The sequence below is a fragment of the Methyloversatilis universalis FAM5 genome, from assembly GCF_000214035.2.
Lineage (GTDB): Bacteria > Pseudomonadota > Gammaproteobacteria > Burkholderiales > Rhodocyclaceae > Methyloversatilis > Methyloversatilis universalis.
The window spans coordinates 70,091-84,648 of record NZ_AFHG01000044.1 but is presented as its reverse complement, the minus strand read 5'-3'; the positions used below and the strand labels follow the sequence as shown (position 1 = coordinate 84,648).

General features: G+C 65.6%; 22 protein-coding genes. 1 reads left to right on the top strand and 21 read right to left on the bottom strand.

The genetic code is table 11. The features are described 5' to 3' along the window. Positions 1 to 8 precede the first annotated feature (8 nt). The 16 genes from METUNV1_RS08460 to METUNV1_RS08385 form a co-directional block, all read right to left on the bottom strand. On the bottom strand, positions 9 to 179 hold the full coding sequence (locus METUNV1_RS08460) for a hypothetical protein (protein WP_008060782.1): 171 nt from the start codon (positions 177 to 179) through the stop codon (positions 9 to 11). Next, positions 176 to 1,312: a phage Gp37/Gp68 family protein gene (locus METUNV1_RS08455; protein WP_008060780.1), complete on the bottom strand. Its 1,137-nt coding sequence runs from the start codon at positions 1,310 to 1,312 to the stop codon at positions 176 to 178. Before METUNV1_RS08455 ends, METUNV1_RS08460 begins: the two co-directional genes overlap by 4 nt. Further along, a complete protein-coding gene (locus METUNV1_RS08450; RefSeq protein ID WP_008060778.1) occupies positions 1,305 to 1,559 on the bottom strand; it encodes a hypothetical protein in 255 nt (84 codons plus the stop codon). The genes METUNV1_RS08455 and METUNV1_RS08450 overlap by 8 nt, the downstream gene beginning before the upstream one ends. Then, positions 1,556 to 1,930, bottom strand: a complete 375-nt coding sequence (locus METUNV1_RS08445; protein WP_043359429.1) for a hypothetical protein — start codon at positions 1,928 to 1,930, stop codon at positions 1,556 to 1,558. Before METUNV1_RS08445 ends, METUNV1_RS08450 begins: the two co-directional genes overlap by 4 nt. A 62-nt stretch (positions 1,931 to 1,992) precedes the next feature. Further along, positions 1,993 to 3,222 (bottom strand): DNA cytosine methyltransferase, encoded by a 1,230-nt coding sequence (locus METUNV1_RS08440; RefSeq protein ID WP_008060776.1) that lies wholly within the window; start codon positions 3,220 to 3,222, stop codon positions 1,993 to 1,995. Beyond that, positions 3,219 to 3,791, bottom strand: coding sequence for a DUF551 domain-containing protein (locus METUNV1_RS08435; protein ID WP_232416341.1), 573 nt, complete (start codon positions 3,789 to 3,791; stop codon positions 3,219 to 3,221). The genes METUNV1_RS08440 and METUNV1_RS08435 overlap by 4 nt, the downstream gene beginning before the upstream one ends. Positions 3,792 to 3,799: 8 nt before the next feature. Further along, on the bottom strand, positions 3,800 to 4,996 hold the full coding sequence (locus tag METUNV1_RS08430) for a hypothetical protein (protein ID WP_051165254.1): 1,197 nt from the start codon (positions 4,994 to 4,996) through the stop codon (positions 3,800 to 3,802). Beyond that, positions 4,996 to 6,828 (bottom strand): ATP-binding protein, encoded by a 1,833-nt coding sequence (locus tag METUNV1_RS08425; protein ID WP_008060773.1) that lies wholly within the window; start codon positions 6,826 to 6,828, stop codon positions 4,996 to 4,998. Before METUNV1_RS08425 ends, METUNV1_RS08430 begins: the two co-directional genes overlap by 1 nt. After that, complete coding sequence (locus tag METUNV1_RS08420) at positions 6,825 to 7,766, bottom strand: recombination-associated protein RdgC (protein WP_008060771.1); 942 nt, start codon at positions 7,764 to 7,766, stop codon at positions 6,825 to 6,827. Before METUNV1_RS08420 ends, METUNV1_RS08425 begins: the two co-directional genes overlap by 4 nt. 6 nt (positions 7,767 to 7,772) lie before the next feature. After that, a complete protein-coding gene (locus METUNV1_RS08415) occupies positions 7,773 to 8,858 on the bottom strand; it encodes a recombinase RecT (RefSeq protein WP_197315202.1) in 1,086 nt (361 codons plus the stop codon). Between the two features lie 11 nt (positions 8,859 to 8,869). Next, positions 8,870 to 9,820, bottom strand: a complete 951-nt coding sequence (locus METUNV1_RS08410) for a YqaJ viral recombinase family nuclease (protein WP_008060767.1) — start codon at positions 9,818 to 9,820, stop codon at positions 8,870 to 8,872. Further along, positions 9,817 to 10,068: a hypothetical protein gene (locus tag METUNV1_RS08405; RefSeq protein WP_008060763.1), complete on the bottom strand. Its 252-nt coding sequence runs from the start codon at positions 10,066 to 10,068 to the stop codon at positions 9,817 to 9,819. Before METUNV1_RS08405 ends, METUNV1_RS08410 begins: the two co-directional genes overlap by 4 nt. Positions 10,069 to 10,161: 93 nt before the next feature. Next, positions 10,162 to 10,374 carry a hypothetical protein gene (locus tag METUNV1_RS08400; protein WP_008060759.1) on the bottom strand — a complete coding sequence of 71 codons (213 nt, stop codon included), beginning with the start codon at positions 10,372 to 10,374 and terminating at the stop codon, positions 10,162 to 10,164. Beyond that, positions 10,371 to 10,763, bottom strand: a complete 393-nt coding sequence (locus METUNV1_RS08395; RefSeq protein WP_008060753.1) for a hypothetical protein — start codon at positions 10,761 to 10,763, stop codon at positions 10,371 to 10,373. The genes METUNV1_RS08400 and METUNV1_RS08395 overlap by 4 nt, the downstream gene beginning before the upstream one ends. Beyond that, positions 10,760 to 11,101: a hypothetical protein gene (locus tag METUNV1_RS08390; protein ID WP_139026330.1), complete on the bottom strand. Its 342-nt coding sequence runs from the start codon at positions 11,099 to 11,101 to the stop codon at positions 10,760 to 10,762. The genes METUNV1_RS08395 and METUNV1_RS08390 overlap by 4 nt, the downstream gene beginning before the upstream one ends. Beyond that, entirely contained in the window at positions 11,098 to 11,433 is a 336-nt protein-coding gene (locus METUNV1_RS08385) for a hypothetical protein (protein ID WP_008060749.1), read from the bottom strand. The genes METUNV1_RS08390 and METUNV1_RS08385 overlap by 4 nt, the downstream gene beginning before the upstream one ends. Positions 11,434 to 11,697: 264 nt before the next feature. Here METUNV1_RS08385 and METUNV1_RS08380 point away from each other — a divergent pair, with 264 nt between their 5' ends. After that, a complete protein-coding gene (locus tag METUNV1_RS08380; protein ID WP_008060746.1) occupies positions 11,698 to 11,964 on the top strand; it encodes a hypothetical protein in 267 nt (88 codons plus the stop codon). Positions 11,965 to 12,022: 58 nt separating this feature from the next. Here the strand turns inward: METUNV1_RS08380 and METUNV1_RS08375 are convergent, their stop codons facing one another. The 5 genes from METUNV1_RS08375 to METUNV1_RS08355 all read right to left on the bottom strand — a co-directional run bounded on the left by METUNV1_RS08375 (position 12,023) and on the right by METUNV1_RS08355 (position 14,537). Next, positions 12,023 to 12,517, bottom strand: coding sequence for a type II toxin-antitoxin system VapC family toxin (locus tag METUNV1_RS08375; RefSeq protein ID WP_008060745.1), 495 nt, complete (start codon positions 12,515 to 12,517; stop codon positions 12,023 to 12,025). Continuing rightward, the gene (locus METUNV1_RS08370; RefSeq protein ID WP_008060744.1) at positions 12,518 to 13,246 is read right to left on the bottom strand and encodes a hypothetical protein; all 729 of its coding nucleotides are present in this window, start codon (positions 13,244 to 13,246) and stop codon (positions 12,518 to 12,520) included. It lies immediately after the preceding gene. A gap of 99 nt (positions 13,247 to 13,345) precedes the next feature. Further along, on the bottom strand, positions 13,346 to 13,771 hold the full coding sequence (locus METUNV1_RS08365) for a thermonuclease family protein (protein WP_008060743.1): 426 nt from the start codon (positions 13,769 to 13,771) through the stop codon (positions 13,346 to 13,348). Next, positions 13,768 to 14,001, bottom strand: a complete 234-nt coding sequence (locus tag METUNV1_RS08360; protein WP_043359421.1) for a hypothetical protein — start codon at positions 13,999 to 14,001, stop codon at positions 13,768 to 13,770. The genes METUNV1_RS08365 and METUNV1_RS08360 overlap by 4 nt, the downstream gene beginning before the upstream one ends. Continuing rightward, positions 13,998 to 14,537, bottom strand: coding sequence for a hypothetical protein (locus METUNV1_RS08355; protein ID WP_051165256.1), 540 nt, complete (start codon positions 14,535 to 14,537; stop codon positions 13,998 to 14,000). Before METUNV1_RS08355 ends, METUNV1_RS08360 begins: the two co-directional genes overlap by 4 nt. Between the last annotated feature and the right edge of the window lie 21 nt (positions 14,538 to 14,558).

The following is a 14,558-nucleotide window of genomic DNA, read 5'->3' as shown; positions in this document are numbered from 1 at the left end:
GTGAATCCTCAGAAAAGCGACTGCTGTGCCGTGGCATCGCGCAGCGCCATGGCCTTCCGGCGCTGGTTTCCGGCCCAGTCGAGCAGCCGGAAGCTGAAGCCGCGGTGGCGGCCGGTGAAGTGCCGCGACTGCGCGAGATAGACGCGCGCGCAGTGGATGCAGGATTGGCGGTCGGTCATGCCCGCACCTCCGGGAACCTGTTGTGCTCGACACCGTCCAGCAGGCGGCCGGCGGCCTTCTTGCCGATGCGGTGCATCCACAGATCACGAGCCTCAAGCGCGCGAAAGTTCTCCCACGCGTATGTGTTACCGCTTACGGGCACCAGGCGTGACGTTGCTGGCCAACGTTCTCCGGGCTTCACAGAGGCTGGCGGCGCTGCCGAGAACTCTCCCCACTGCTTGAACAGGAACGGCACGCCGGCTGCTGCGCACTGGTCGCGCAGATCGCGAGCCCACTCCGGGTGCATCGGCCGGGCGTGCGGGCCGCTCTCGCCGCCGACGATGATCCAGTGCAGGCCGCTCTTGGACAGCGCCTGCTCACGCGTCGGCCAAAGCCCGCTCTTACCGTCGTCGGGTCCGACCATGTAGCCGATACGATCGGGTCCGTCCTCGTCTGGCGCGATGAATCCGTGGCTGGTAAGCGAAATAGGCCCCAGCATCGGCTCGATGCTCAGGAACCGCACCGCCGCCGGCACCTCAAGCAGCTTCGGGATGTCGCGGTCGGCCTCGTCTTGGTTGCAGATCGTGGCGCCCAGCCAGACGTTCGGAAGGGGCCATATCCGGCCTTCTGCCTGTGCAGCAGGATTCAGGTGGAGCGCATCGGCCATCATGGTCTTTGCGTTCCCGATGCGCTTCGTCAGCAGCAGCCAGTCAAGGTTCGGCGTGGCCGCGATCAGGTCGAACAGGTCGCGGCGCCACTCCACCGGCACCTCGTTGTCGAACACGTCGGCGAGGCTGGCGCAGAACACGCGGCGGCGGGCCTCGTTCATGCTCCGGCTATTGCATCGCGGGCAGGCGTATCCGCTATCGGTCAGCCCCATGTTCGGGCCGACTTCCCTCCACTTTTCGCCCTCGCTGCGGTGTCCGCAGTCCTCGCACTGGAAGAACGGCTTTGCATTCCACTGCCGCGGCAGCTTCCAGTTCGCGTAACTCGTCCGCTTCCGCGCCTGTCCCGCGCCCCACTGCACGACGCGCAGGCGCAGGTCGAAATCGCGCTCTGCATAGCAGTGGTCGCAGGCCGGCGAAACCTTCGTGCAGCCGATCCACGGATTGAAGGTGGCGTCACACCACTCGATTGCGCTGTTCTCAGCCATCGTGTTTCTCCGTTTCGATCTTCGGCTTCGGTCCGCGCAGCGATTCGTTCCACGGCGGGGCGTTTTTCTCGCCGTATTGACGCACGGTCTCCGCCCACTGGGAGGCGAACTGGCAGTCGGCCCATTGGCGGCGGTGGCGCGCAGCAGCCTCTTCGGTGGCGGCCTCATTGGCCTCGAATGCCAGCGACCGCAACCGCGTCAGCCGTCCGGCCAGGTCGTGCATCTGGCGTTCGGTCAGTGCGCTCATGCCGCCTTCTCCCCACCCTTATCCCGCAGCCTGGCCCGGCGCAGTTCCTCCCGCGCGAGCCCGTACAGGTGCCCAGACTGGGCGAGCCAGTAATTCGTGTAGGTATCGACCAGCAGCGCCAGCGCAGCCAGCTCGTCGGCCGAGGCGCCAAACCGCCCGGTATCGCGATGGCGGTCGCGGATGTTGAGCAGCGCGATCTCGGCCGCCTCCAGCGCCTCGCGCAGACCGTCGACGTGCCGGCCCTGCATGTTGTGGGCGATGGCAGTGATGTCGCGGGTGTCACACAGGTCCAGGAAGTGGTCGGCCGTGGCCTCGCCGCGGCGGAACGCCTGAACCGCTGAGTACATGGCGCCCTCGTGCTTGTTGTTCATCCCGACGGCGATGAGGCAGGGCGGGGTCTTCGGGCGGCGGGAGCGGGGTGTGCGCTTACGCATCAGGCGGCCCTCCGGATCTGATTCACGGTGCTGATTCGATGCCCAATCCAGCGCATAACCGGAACTGCCATGCTGTTGCCCAGTGCTTTGTAGCGCGGGCCATCGGCTGCCGACCGGCCTCTTACGAGGACCGCGGTGTAATCGTCTGGGAAACCCTGAAGGCGTTCGCATTCGCGCGGGGTGAGGCGGCGGACGCGCATGCCCAGCTGAATCGCCGGCATCACCCCTGCGTTTGCATGGCTTCCAGCGTGGCCACCAGCGCGCAGTGTCGGCGCCAGATCCTGCTGCGCGTCGGCGCCGTGGTCCTTCGCACTGAAACAGATGGCCGGCGCATGCGACCCGGCGGCAAGGGGATGACACGGATCGCCGGACTGCGGGTGGCTGTAGTTCTTCGCGCTGGTGATCTGCGTGGTATCGAACGGCACTGGAACAAGAGGCGTGCCTCTTCCAGTTCCGTCCTCGCTGGCGTCGAATCCCTCGCCCCTCAGCGCGTGCGTCACCTCGGGAACAGGAATCAGGTTGTGGTGCTCATCCCCTGCCGGCCCTGCCGTGCCCTTCGACCATTTCGCACTCATGGCCTGGGCAATGATCACAGGGATATCGTCGGTGCTGTACCCGCCACTCTTTCGAGCGCCGCCCGCAATGGTCCCGGCAGCACTTTCCCGCGCTTCTCGGCGCGGCGCAGGATTCCGTTGCAGGCTGTGGCGCTCAAAAAGAACCGCTGCGGCACGGCGCCAGTTTCCAGCACATCCGACAACGAACACACGGCGGCGTCGCTGGGCCACTCCAAAGTACTGAGCGTCCAAAACTCGGTAGGCGAACCCATACCCGAGTTCGCCCAGCATCCCGAGGAAGGTTCCAAAGTCCCGTCCTCCGTTGCTCGACAAGACGCCGGGGACGTTCTCCCATACCAGCCACTCGGGCCTATATCGGTGAGCAATTGCGCCAAAGGTGAGCATGAGGTTGCCACGCGGGTCGCCCAATCCCTTTCTGAGTCCTGCGACGCTGAAGGATTGGCAGGGCGTTCCTCCGACAAGAACATCGACATCTGCATCAGGCCAGTCCTCGAACTTGGTCATGTCGCCCAGATTGGGCACGTGAGGGTAGTGGTGGGCGAGGACGGCAGACGGAAAAGCATCGACCTCCGAAAACGCGACCGGCTGCCATCCGAGTGGATGCCACGCCGCTGTCGCGGCTTCAATGCCCGAGCAAACGGATAGGTACCTCATGCCGCACCACCCTTCCGCGCCTCGCGGGTCTGCGCCACCAGGTCGAGCGGCTGTTTCGGCTGCGCTCCTTCATCGAGTGCGACGCGGGGCGGAACTGGCAACGGCATCCAGTGCGTCACGTCCTGATGATCTGCAATTTGACCGCAGCATGGGTCAAAGTAGCCGTGGTCACGCAGGTCTGACGGCCCTTCGCGCCAAGAGCAAAAGTCAACTTGTGATACATCTTGCTGGTACCGCTGGCCATCGTCCGTCTCCCCGTAGCGCACGGCATAAACCCAGCACAAGAACAGACTGCCATCCTTCGGCGCCGTTTCAATCGGCTGCCACCGCATCCGCGCCTCGCGCTCACGGCTGGCGGCGAGTTCCCGCACCGCACACTCATAGTGCGCCGGCCCCCACGTCTCGCACCCCGGGCCACACGTTCCGATGCGCCCTGCGCGGTGCTGTTCGTAGCGCAGGCAGGAGTTCAGGCGTTCGATCTCGGCGCGCAGGCGTTCGATTTCATCCGCCCCGGCCTGCGCCGTCTTGTCGCCTTTCAGCACGCAGCGCAGACGGCTCACGATGTCCATGCTCACGGCTACACCTCCCCGCGCAGGGCGGCGTCTGTTCGAGGGATATTCGCCTCAACGATTCTGACGCGCGGCCGGTACATTTCTAGCGCCTCTGTCCAGCCGGCATGCGTCAAGTGCTTCTCTGCGGCGCCGTCAACCCACTCAGCATCAAGACCGAGTGCCCGGCACATGATCTCAATTTCGCCAGCGATTGCGCTTTTCCCGCTCCCTGTAAGGCCCGTGACAGTTACCAACACCTCCCCGTTTTGAACCACTGGGGCCGTATCCCGCCCGGCCTCCGCCAGCCCCCGAGCGTATCCCGCAGCCTCGCCAGCAGCACGGCAGGCGGCGCCGTATTGCCGCGCCTCGTCAGCCAGCACGAGCGGCAGCCAGAAAGCTCCTGCGTACTGGTCATCAAGGGGAACGTCGAGGCGCACCATCATCAACCGATTGGTGTGGCCGGTTATCGCTGTGTTGCCGAAGCCATACGCTACGGGCTTCGGCATCGGCACCCCTGCCGTTACTGGCGCGGCGCAATCGGGGCACGGGTCGGCCTGATAGCCCCCGCCGTTGGGCAGCAAGCCGCCGACCATTCCGTGACCACTGCAAGTCATGCACGCAGGTTGGACGGCCATCATCTTCGCGGCAGCTCGAAATCGATCGGGCGCTGGCGCGGCGTAGAGCACGAATCCATCTGCATTGGGGATCGGCTCTGATGTGTGCTCATAGACGATCCGGCCGTCGTGCTCTGTCGGCGTGCAATGCACCGGGGCCATTTTCGCGGCGTCACGAAAATGGTCGGGCGCAGGGGCGGCGGGCTCCCCCATGTGCGAGCGGCCGCAAAATTCTTCTTGATACCAAGCCCCAATTGCGCGGGCGATGCCCTTGGCTTCAAACCGCCTCCCACGAGCGAAATCGCCAGGTTCGTCGGAGCACTTGGCCTCTGTGTCTTCACACAGTGCGAAGACTTCCCGCAGTACGCGCTTGCCGTCGTCGCACTCCGGCACCACTCCGCGCTTCGCCTGCGCCGCCTTGACCATCCTCTCCAGGAGCGACTGGTGCGGCTCAACAGGCACGCCAAGGGCGTTCCGCATCACGTCCATATCCGCCCGCGCGCTGTCCAGCATGTCGCGCAGAGCTTCGATCTGGTTGGCAGCTTCTTCGCACTCCGCGCGACGGCCACCGTTCTGATGGTCACGGAGGCGATCCACGATGTCGTCCATCACGCCGCCTCCCGCATCTGGCCCACGACACCGCCATCGATCCAGTGCGCCTGCATGCTGTCCGGCAGACCACCGGGCAGCGCCTTGAGCGTCCCGAACACCAGTGCTGTGTCGATCTCGTCGGCCTCGGTCAGTGCGTCCAGCCATTCCAGCGCGTCCGCGCGGCCGGTCAGGTCCAGCACGTCGAACCGGTCGAGCACCAGCAGGCGCAGCCCGGAGAGGTAGCTCACGGCCTCGGCGATCATTGCGTCGGCGCGCCACTTCTCGGACTCGCTGAGCAGCGCGTAGGGGCGCAGGCCGCAGGTCACGCGCATGTCCGTGTGGATGACGACCCGCTCCCAGTTGCTGGCTTCGCTGCTCCGCAGTAGGCGCTGGTTGATCGGGTCCAGCGCCTCGGCCAGCATCTCGCCCGGGATGCCGTCCGGCGACAGCGCGTCGGCGATCTCCAGCCATGCGAGCACGTCGGTGTGGTGCAGGGCTGCTTCGGTGACGACCTTCTCCTGCCGCGCGGCCTGCTCGGTCAGCGCCTGGTACTTGGCGACGTCGGCCCGCCACGCGTCGCGCGCCTCGATCTTCTGCTGCACGTCCTCGCGCAGCTCGTCGAAGTTCTGCGCATCGCCGCCGGCAGCGGCCTTGTCCAGCTCCACCAGCTGCGCTTCGGCGGCTTCGGCTGCGGCCAGATCGCGGCGACCGTTGGCCACCGCGCTCTTCAGCAGGTCGCGGGCCTTCTCGTACTCGGCCAGCTTCGACGCCGACTGCGCGTCCTCCGCTGGCGCGGCGCCGCTCTGCGCGCGGTACTCGGTGACGTGCGCACGGGCACGGTTCATCAGCCCCTGATCCCATTCGAGGATCTCGCCGGATTCGCTCACGACGATGCCGGTGCTGGTCTCGGCGATGGTCAGAAACTCGGCGGCAACTTCGGCCAGGCCGCGCAGCACGGCATCCTCGAGCACGGCGCGCACCTTCTTCGCGCCGCCGGCTGCGGCCTTCGCATCGGCGACCTTCTGCTCCCAGTCGGCCAGCTCCGCTTCGTCCTTGGCGAGCTTCGCGCGGATGCGCTCCAGGCGGCCGGCGCGCTCCTCGAGCTGCACGCGCTGCTGCTCCTGCTCCTCGCGGGCCTGTGCTGCGGACCGCGCAGCGCCCAGCGCCTGCTGGGCCGTGGCCAGTGCACCGTCGGCCTCCGCCAGCTTGGCGCGGGCGTTCTCCAGCAGCCCCGGCGCCTTCGCAGCACCCTCCGGCAGCGCAGCGGGCCGCCAGCCGGCCGCCTTGTCCTTGCCCCAGGTCTCGCCGCCGGTGACGGTCTTCCACGCTGCCTTCGCATCGCGGGCGCGGTTCTGGGCTTCCTTGCATGCCGCTTCGAAGCCGGCGCGCAGCAGCGGCATCACCAGCGCGACGCGGGCGCCGTCGAAGCCCTTGTCGGCCAGGCGCTTCTTCACCGCGTCGCCGGACGAGGACAGGCCCATGAGCCCGAACAGGAAGGCGCGCCGCTCATCGGGCGACAGGCTCGCGAAGCGCTGGGCGTCCAGCAGGTACGGCAGCGCAGTTTCGCCGCTCGCCGCGCCCTTGCCGCTCGGCAGAGCCACGGCGTAGGCGCCGCCATCGGACAGGACTTCCACGAAGCCGGATTCGGCGCCCTCGGTGAGCAGCGAGCCGTAGTCCTTCTTCAGGCTGACGCGGACCGTTTCACCGGTGAGCGCGTGGCGGATGCCTTCCATCAGGCTGGACTTGCCGGCGCCGTTGCGGCCTGCGAAGAGCTGGACCGGGCGATCGAGTGCGATATCGGCCGCGCGGATGCCCAGGTAGTTCTGGGCGGAGATGCGGGTGATTTTCATGCTGCCTTCCTTTCCTGTTCAGCGCGATCAACGAGGTCATCCCGTTGCGGCGCCTCGATGCCGCCGTGCGCGTTGATCAGCGCCAGATAGGCCTGCTCGATCTCGCTGGCTTCCAGCAGGAACTGCGCGTCGAAGTGCTCGATCTCGTTGTCGGTCGGCTCTTGCGACTCGGTGAGCACGTCCAGCATCACGATCCGCTTCAGCTCGAGTTCGCTGCCGAGGATGAAGCTCATGCGGTCGCGGAAGGTCAGGCCCAGGTGCTCGGCGCGCTTGCCCTGGTAGATGTGGTGACGGATCTCCTCGGCATCGAGCGCGTGCCGGGTGTAGCTGACCGCGGCCTTGCTCTCGGCTGACGACACCAGCTTGCAGTCGCGGTCGATCGTGAAGTGCTCCGGCGCCTCGTCGGCGGCCAGCCACGAGGTCATGGCGCTCGCCGGCGTGAGCGCCGTCTTCACCAGCGACACCGGCATGTTCTCCAGCGCCTCGCGCATCGCGCTCAGCATCTCGTCGGCCTTGTTCGCACTGTTGGCGGCCACAATCAGCAGGCCGCGCTGACGGCAGATCCACGCGAAGGTCTGGCGCTTGCGCGTGAAGGCCATCTCCAACAGTTCGCGGGTGACGGCGTCCTTGATCTCGCGCACCTCGCGGCGGCCGGGCTTGTAGCCTTGCTCCGCCTCGATGTCGGCGACACGGATGTCGACGTGTTCCTGGATGACGGCCGACGGCAGCAGCTTCTCTTCGACCTGGAAGCAGACGAGGTAGCGGCCATGCACTTCGTGGCACAGCTCGGCCTGGTCGCGGGGCGGCACGAAGCCGCTGGATTCCGTCTGCGACGGCGAGCACGGCTGGAAGACGCGGCGCGACAGCAGCTCGGCGGTGCCGGCGGCATCCCACGGCCAGCCGGACGGGAGGTGGTAGGCGATTGCGGTCCGGATCATGGCGGCTTACTCCAGGCTCATCGAACGCTGGCCACGGCCGCGCGGGGCGCTGGCACGCTGCTGATCGGCGGCGGCCTCGGCCGCTTGCTGGCGCTCCAGTTCGGCCGCTTCCTCGGCGGACGGCTGCCACGCCTCGGCCGGCTGTTCGACCTGCACCGGCGGAACGCGGGCGGGCTGCGACTGTTCAAGCGCGCGGAGATCCTCATCCTGCTGGTCGTAGCTGGTGGGCTCCTCTGCCGGCTCCGAGGACTCGAAGGCCACCTGCTCCAGCGGCGCAGGCTCGCGGATCGCCTGGCCATCAACGGCCGACGCGAAGGCCAGCGACTCGATGCTGATGGGCAGGTACTTGAACAGGCGGCGCAGGACAGTCTTGCGGCCCATCTCGACGTAGTTGTCCGCCCACGGGCCGGTGATGATCGGGTTGCCGGCCGCGTCCCGCTTGGCGCGGTTCTTCTCGGCCGCCTTGTCGCGGATGTGATTGACCTCATCCACGCTCATGAACTCGAACGAGTAGCCACCGCCGGTGAGCTTGGCCACAGCGTAGAAGCCGATGACCGGGCCGCGGTCCTTCATGGCCGGCCGATGGACCAGCTCCTCGTTCAGGCCATAGGCGAAGACGAATTCATCGTTCTGGCACACCTCATGGGCGGCGATGCTGACGATCTGGCCGCTGCGACGGGCGAGGTCCAGCATGCCCTTGTAGCCGATGATCACCTGCACCTGCGTCTCGACGGTCACCCACTGGCCGTTCTGCTTTTCGCGCTTGTCGAACGGCAGCAGGTAGGCGTGGCCAAGCGGCGTGTTCGGCTCCAGACCGAGCTGGGCGCAGGTCACGACCGAGCCGAGCAGTGACGACAGGCTGGCATTGGCGAGCTTCGGCGTGGTGCGCAGCGCGCCCAGCGCGAGCTTCAGCATGCGCTCGCTGTCGAAATGGCGCGGCAGCAGCGCTTCCAGCGTGCCGCGGTTCGCCTCGAAGAATTTCTTCACCGTGGCGGAGCCGGCCTGCTGCGCGGTCTGCTTTGCGGCAGCAGCCAGTTCCGGACCGGTCATCGCGGTTGCGACCGCGCGGAGTTGTTGGGTTGCGGTGGACATGTTCTCTCCTGTCATTTCACGAGGAAGGGGCGGGCGCCGGTCTTCACGGACTGGAAGCCCGTGATGTGGGTGGGTTCGGGGTTGAGATCGAGATAGGCGGCCTGCCAGTCGGTGGTCGTGCCGTCCTTGTTGGTCTTCCAGGTCGCCAAGGGCTTGCCATCGGCGCCCAGCAGCACCGCGGCCGAACCCATGCGCGCCTTGATCTTGGTGGCGAGGATCTCGATGTCGCCGTCGATGATCTTGGCGTCGCGCTTGAGCACCTTCAGTTGCGCGCAGGCGTTGATCAGCTCCTCATCGGCTTCGATGGAGACGCCGCTGTCCTTCGGGTACAGCCACTTCACGTCCTCGGGCGTGACCGGATCGGGCGGCATGCCGTCCTGGATGCGTTGCCAGAACTCGACCTCTCGGGCACGAATGGCGGCGATCGTCTCCTCGTCGCGGTCGATCCAGCGCACCATCGGGCTTTCATCGAAGCCGGTGACGGCAGCCACAACGGCGCGCCGGCGCGGCTTGACCATCAGCCCGTGCATTACCTGCGCGGCGTAGTAGATCGGCACTTCGTTGCTGTCGCGATCGCCCCAGGCGCCGGACGCGAAGTAGCTGGCCGTCTTCATCTCGGCGTTCGTTTCTTCGCCGTCGATCAGCAGCTCGGCGTCGAGCTCGCAGGCGAGGAACGGCAGCTCGGCGTCCTGGTAGCGCTGGCCGGTGGCGAGCACTTCCACGTCGTGGCCGCGGTCGCGCAGCTCGTCGACCAGCATTTCCAGCACGATGGGTTCCCACCGGTGGCCGCGATCCAGAATCCGCTGCTTGGCCGGCGTGATCTCTTCGACGTAGGCGCCGGTCTTCTTCTGGAAGAGCATGAACGGCGTGACCCACGGCGAGACGCCGAGGATGGCGGCGGCGTCACTGCCGCCGATGAACTTCGAGCGGTCCGGGACCGCAATCCTTTCAGGCGCATTCATGCCCGGTACTCCTTCAGGTGGTTGAGGGTGCGGCGGGTGCGCCGCAGCTGGTGCTCGATCTCGCGCAGGACGTGCGAGGTCTCGATCTGGAAATCGGTGGCGCGCATGCGGGCCAGGCCGTCGGCGCCGAGGAAATCCGTCTGCGCGGCGATGCTGTCGGCGGCCAGCACGCGGATCGCGGCATGGGCACGGCGCCAGCGCAGACCAAGGATTCGCGCGCGCAGGGCGAGGGGAGAGGGCTTATTCATCGTCGCCGGCCCCCATCTCGTCGATGCAGCGGCCCACGGCGCGCGCCACGGCCCAGCACACGGCCACGTAGGCGGCGATGTAGAGCGCGGCGATCATGACAGTCGCTCCCTTCGCAAGAGAGACTGGGCGGCGAAGCTCCATGAGTAGGAGGCCATGCACATGCAGCCCCCCGCCGGTATGAACTCCACCGCATCGATGAAGCCGATGCGCGCGTCAATCAAGACGCCCTCGTGCTCTTGATGCACGTGGCCCTGGAAGATGTCGTCGTAGATGACGACATTCCCGATGATCGCCGCCGCACTCATGCCGCACCCCGCGCCAGCGCGTCCGACGCGCAGTCGGCAACCGCAGCGCTGCGCTCGGTGGTGTCGTAGCAGCCGTCGCGGCTGACGATGCCGAACAGCCGGCCGGTGCCCGGCGCCGCGACAACGATCTCGCCGTTCTTGCGGGTCACCAGCGCGAAGCCCAGCACGCGCGCGGCCTCGGCGACCTGTGCCACGGTTGCGTCCGGGTCCGGGTCGATGCCGTGCATGCCGCGGACGTACATGCAGCCGGCCACCAGCAGCGTCTGCATCACGGCGTCGAAGCCCTGGTCCTCACCGATGGCTTTCAGCGCAGGGTTCTCGTTGCACACGGCGACGACGAGGCAATCCACGTCGTCACGCACCGTGAAGTCGTAGCGCGGGGCGTTCATGCCGCACCTCCGGCCTTCTCGATGGCTGCGGGGATCAGTTCAAACGCGCACGAGAGGCGCCGGCTCCAGATGTCGCGGATGCGGTCGATATCGCCGTCTGCAAGCGCGTCGATCCAGCCTTCGAACAGGGCCGCTTGAAAACAGCCGTCGGCATGCAGCAGTGCCGCGTTCTGATCCGGCGCGGCGGCGATCAGGCGGGCGTTGGCTTCTTCTTTGCCGTCATCCAACCCGCCTATCGTCTCCGCCACGAAGAACCCGCTATCGGAGTCAATGTCGAAGTTCCCGTGGTCATTCCGCATTCTTTTTGCGACCCACGGCCCCGGCGTGTGGGCGCTCATGCCGCCACCCCGTACCGCGCCAGTTCAGCCAGACGCGCCAGCTCGGCGGCGCGCTCCTCGGCGATCTTCGCGGCCAGGTCGTCGGCGCGCGCCTTGATCTCCGCCCGGGTGATCTGGTCGATCAGTTCGTCGCGCAGGTCGCGCAACAGGGTCATCGTCGTGCTGGGGCAGCCGCCGGCCGCCATCACCGCCAGCGTGTGCCGCGTGAAGTACTCGCAGTCGGCGCCGTGGTACTCCAGGCTGCCGTCCCGCTGGTTGTACTGGCCGGTCGACTCGATCTGCTGCCGCACTTCGGCCGCGATCTGCATCTCCGCTTGATCCCTGCTGTCCATGACTGCCTCCATCGTGAGTGGGGCACCAGTGGTGGCCGGTCGCCTACGGATGCCAGAAGAGGGCAGAGCCGGATCGGCTTAGGGCGCTGGCCCGCTCGGGGCTTTTGCTGGTGCTGCGCAGCGGGTGCTGCGATGGGTTGAACTATACGAAAGCGCATAGTTCGTGTCAATGCGAAAGCGCATAGTTTTTCAGGCTCATCCGTTCGGATGACGACGAAGGTCGTACGCTGTCGAACACCGACGCGAATTCAGGGGGAAGGGCAGATGGCGGGGAAGTGGCAGAACCGGTGGTCGATGGCGGCGCCGTTCAGGTTCTCGAAGGTGGGCGTGGGCGACGCACGGCACGTGGTGTTCGATGCTGAGGGGCGCGTGATCTGTTCGCAGGTGCGCGAGGACGTCGGTGTGCTGTTCGCGTCAGCACCGACGATGTACGCGACGCTGGCGCAGCTGGGCGAGACGTTCGAAGAGGGTGATCCGCGGCGGGAGCTGGTCAGGCGGGCGCTGGCCAGGGCGGATGGAGAGCAGGTGTAGCGGGCGGGCAAGAAAAAGCCCGCGCGGGGCGGGCTGATTGGTGAGTTTCTATTCCTTCTCAGTCTTCTCTGGTTTCGTGCGCATCCTTCAGCGCAAGCGGCATCTGCCGTTCGTCGTCGGGAATCGGGAGGTCTGACAGATCGACGCCTTGGATGCCAAACTGGATGGCGCGCTTGCGGAGCTGCTCATCGTTAGTGACAAGGCGCTGCGCACCTTGCGCTTTCGCAATTGCGAGGATCTGCAAGTCGAACTTGATCTTCTGCCGGTTCTTTTTGCCATCTTTCGCGAATACATCGCGAATCAAAAAACCGCACTCCAATGCGGTGACGGCATCAAATGGGGCGATCTTGAATATCGACTGCGAATTCAAGAAGTCGAGTTCTGCATCGGTGGCGCCAACTGAAAATTCCGCAAGCGCAGGGCTCGGGATGATCAGTCGCCCTCGTGACGAACGAGTATCTTTAATTAGCCCTCGGATACGAGCGTCCCGCTTGTCTTCGCGGTCCTTCGTGAAAAGCGCAATCAGGACGTTTGCGTCAATAACGGTCGGCATTCAGTCCCCGTAGCGAATGCGGTGGAGCACTGCGTCGATGTCTTGTTCTGTGTCCCAGCCAGACCCACTCATGCGCACCTTTTCGAGAGCCTCGTCGAATCCGTCGTACTGCAATGGATAGCATTCAGATATCTTGAAATCTGAGGCCTCCCATAGCCCCTCAGCGGTTCTTGTCCAGCGACCCACTCCGTTGAGTACAACGTCGACCGGCTCCAACAAGTACTGCTTCAATTGCCGTGCCAGTTCGACCGTCGCTGTGCAATTGATCACCGTTCCGTCGGACTGCTGCAACCCGACAGGGATCGTGTCGTCCTTTCCCCCGAGACGTATGATGCGGCCGTTGAGTTCTCCGTACTCACGCACAGACGCGATGCGTTTCGGTGGGGCTTTCTTACCCCCTGGGAAAGCCAAGATGACGGCACCGTTATCTGGGCGGAACTCAGCGCTGGTCTGATCCTCTCGAAGCAAGCCTTGAATCTTCTCGTATGCCCGCCGAGGTTCGCTGTTCGGCTCTGCGACTGACGCAAGTCGAACCCGAGATTCAATGTTCGGAGCGGCATCCTCCGAAATTTTCACCTTAAGCTTGGCGCTGCCCTTCGTGACCCGGTCGAAGTGTACCGGGGCATCCGGACCGACCAAGTCCGATAGGGCCGATAGATACTGCCCCAGCCGACTTAGCGGCAGGGTATCCGGCGTAAAGCCCTTGATGCGAAGAACATACGTGACCATGAAGGAATTCTAGCGAAGGACTCATGGGCTTGGTAGGTTGATTTGGTCACGCTCGATCGCGATTGCTCCCATCCGACCAAGAAAGATGTAGCGGCACCTTCAGCGATGGCGTGATGCTTGGCGCCACTCCCACGGCGCCACCGGAGCCGGCTCAGACCACAGGCCCCGGCCGGCGGCCTTCGCCTCATCCTGTAGCCGATACAGCGCGTGGTCCGTCACATACCGATCGAACACCCACGCCATCCCGGTCCGCACCTGGTGCGCGCTGGCGTCCTGCCCTCGGCAGGTCACCCGGGCGACGGTGCGGCCGTACCGGTCCGTCTTCTGCGGCCGGATCTCAGCGCGCTCGCGGAAGCACAGGTCCGACAGCGAGCGCTTCGCCGCCGCGCCAAACGGCTGCCGGCTCTCCGGTGCGTCGATCTCCGCCACGCGCACCCGCAGCTGCTCGCCGTCGTCGGGGCGCACCGTGAGCGTGTCCCCGTCGGAGATGGCGACGACGAGGGAGAGCACTACCGCTGCGCTCACTCGATGCTTCCGTCTCGGATTAAGACCGGCTTTAACAGGCCGATACCGAATATCGCCGCTGTCATCGTCCAAAAGAAGTGTTCGGCAAAAACCGGCGATACGAAGTAAATCGGCAGCAGCAGAAGAAGGGAGGTAAGGCCGACGGCGCCCACTACGCGATCAATCGTTTCTCCAATGATCCGCCGGCGCCGCACTTCCGCCTCATCCAGATCCTCCCAAGGGTTGCTCATCGATGCTCCAAGCCCAGTATTCTGTCCGGCGCTGGTGCATCCACGGTTGTCAGACTGTCACACAGCGGCTCGTTGAAGCCCCAAACCAGCCGGCTCTTCTGCCGGGCATTCGATTCCACGCAGGACATCCAGTCGTCCCTCTGTCCGAGGAGGTATTCGACACGCGCCCAAAACACGTCGTAGATGGCGGTGCCGTCGACGGTAGGCGTCTGAGTTGTGCTGGTAACCGGGATGGCAGCAGCTCCGATCACTGCCGCGTTGGTGTCCGACGTCAGCACCGAAACATGCACTCTTGCGCGAACGACGCCGCCGATGTCCTTGGCCGTGAGATTCCAGGTGTCCGTTCCCTGCGTTGCGGCGATCAGGAGAAACCACGACCACTTTCGTGTGGCCAGAATGCCGTCTTCGGTTGGAACGATCCGGAAGTCAGCAGGATCGGCCAGTTCGAAGACGCGGCGCGCGGCCGCCAGAACCTGATCTCGGCTCACGCCTGAGAAGTCACGCACCAGCGATGACTCCCACTCGGCCTGGGTCATGGTGCGCGGCGCCGCGCAGCC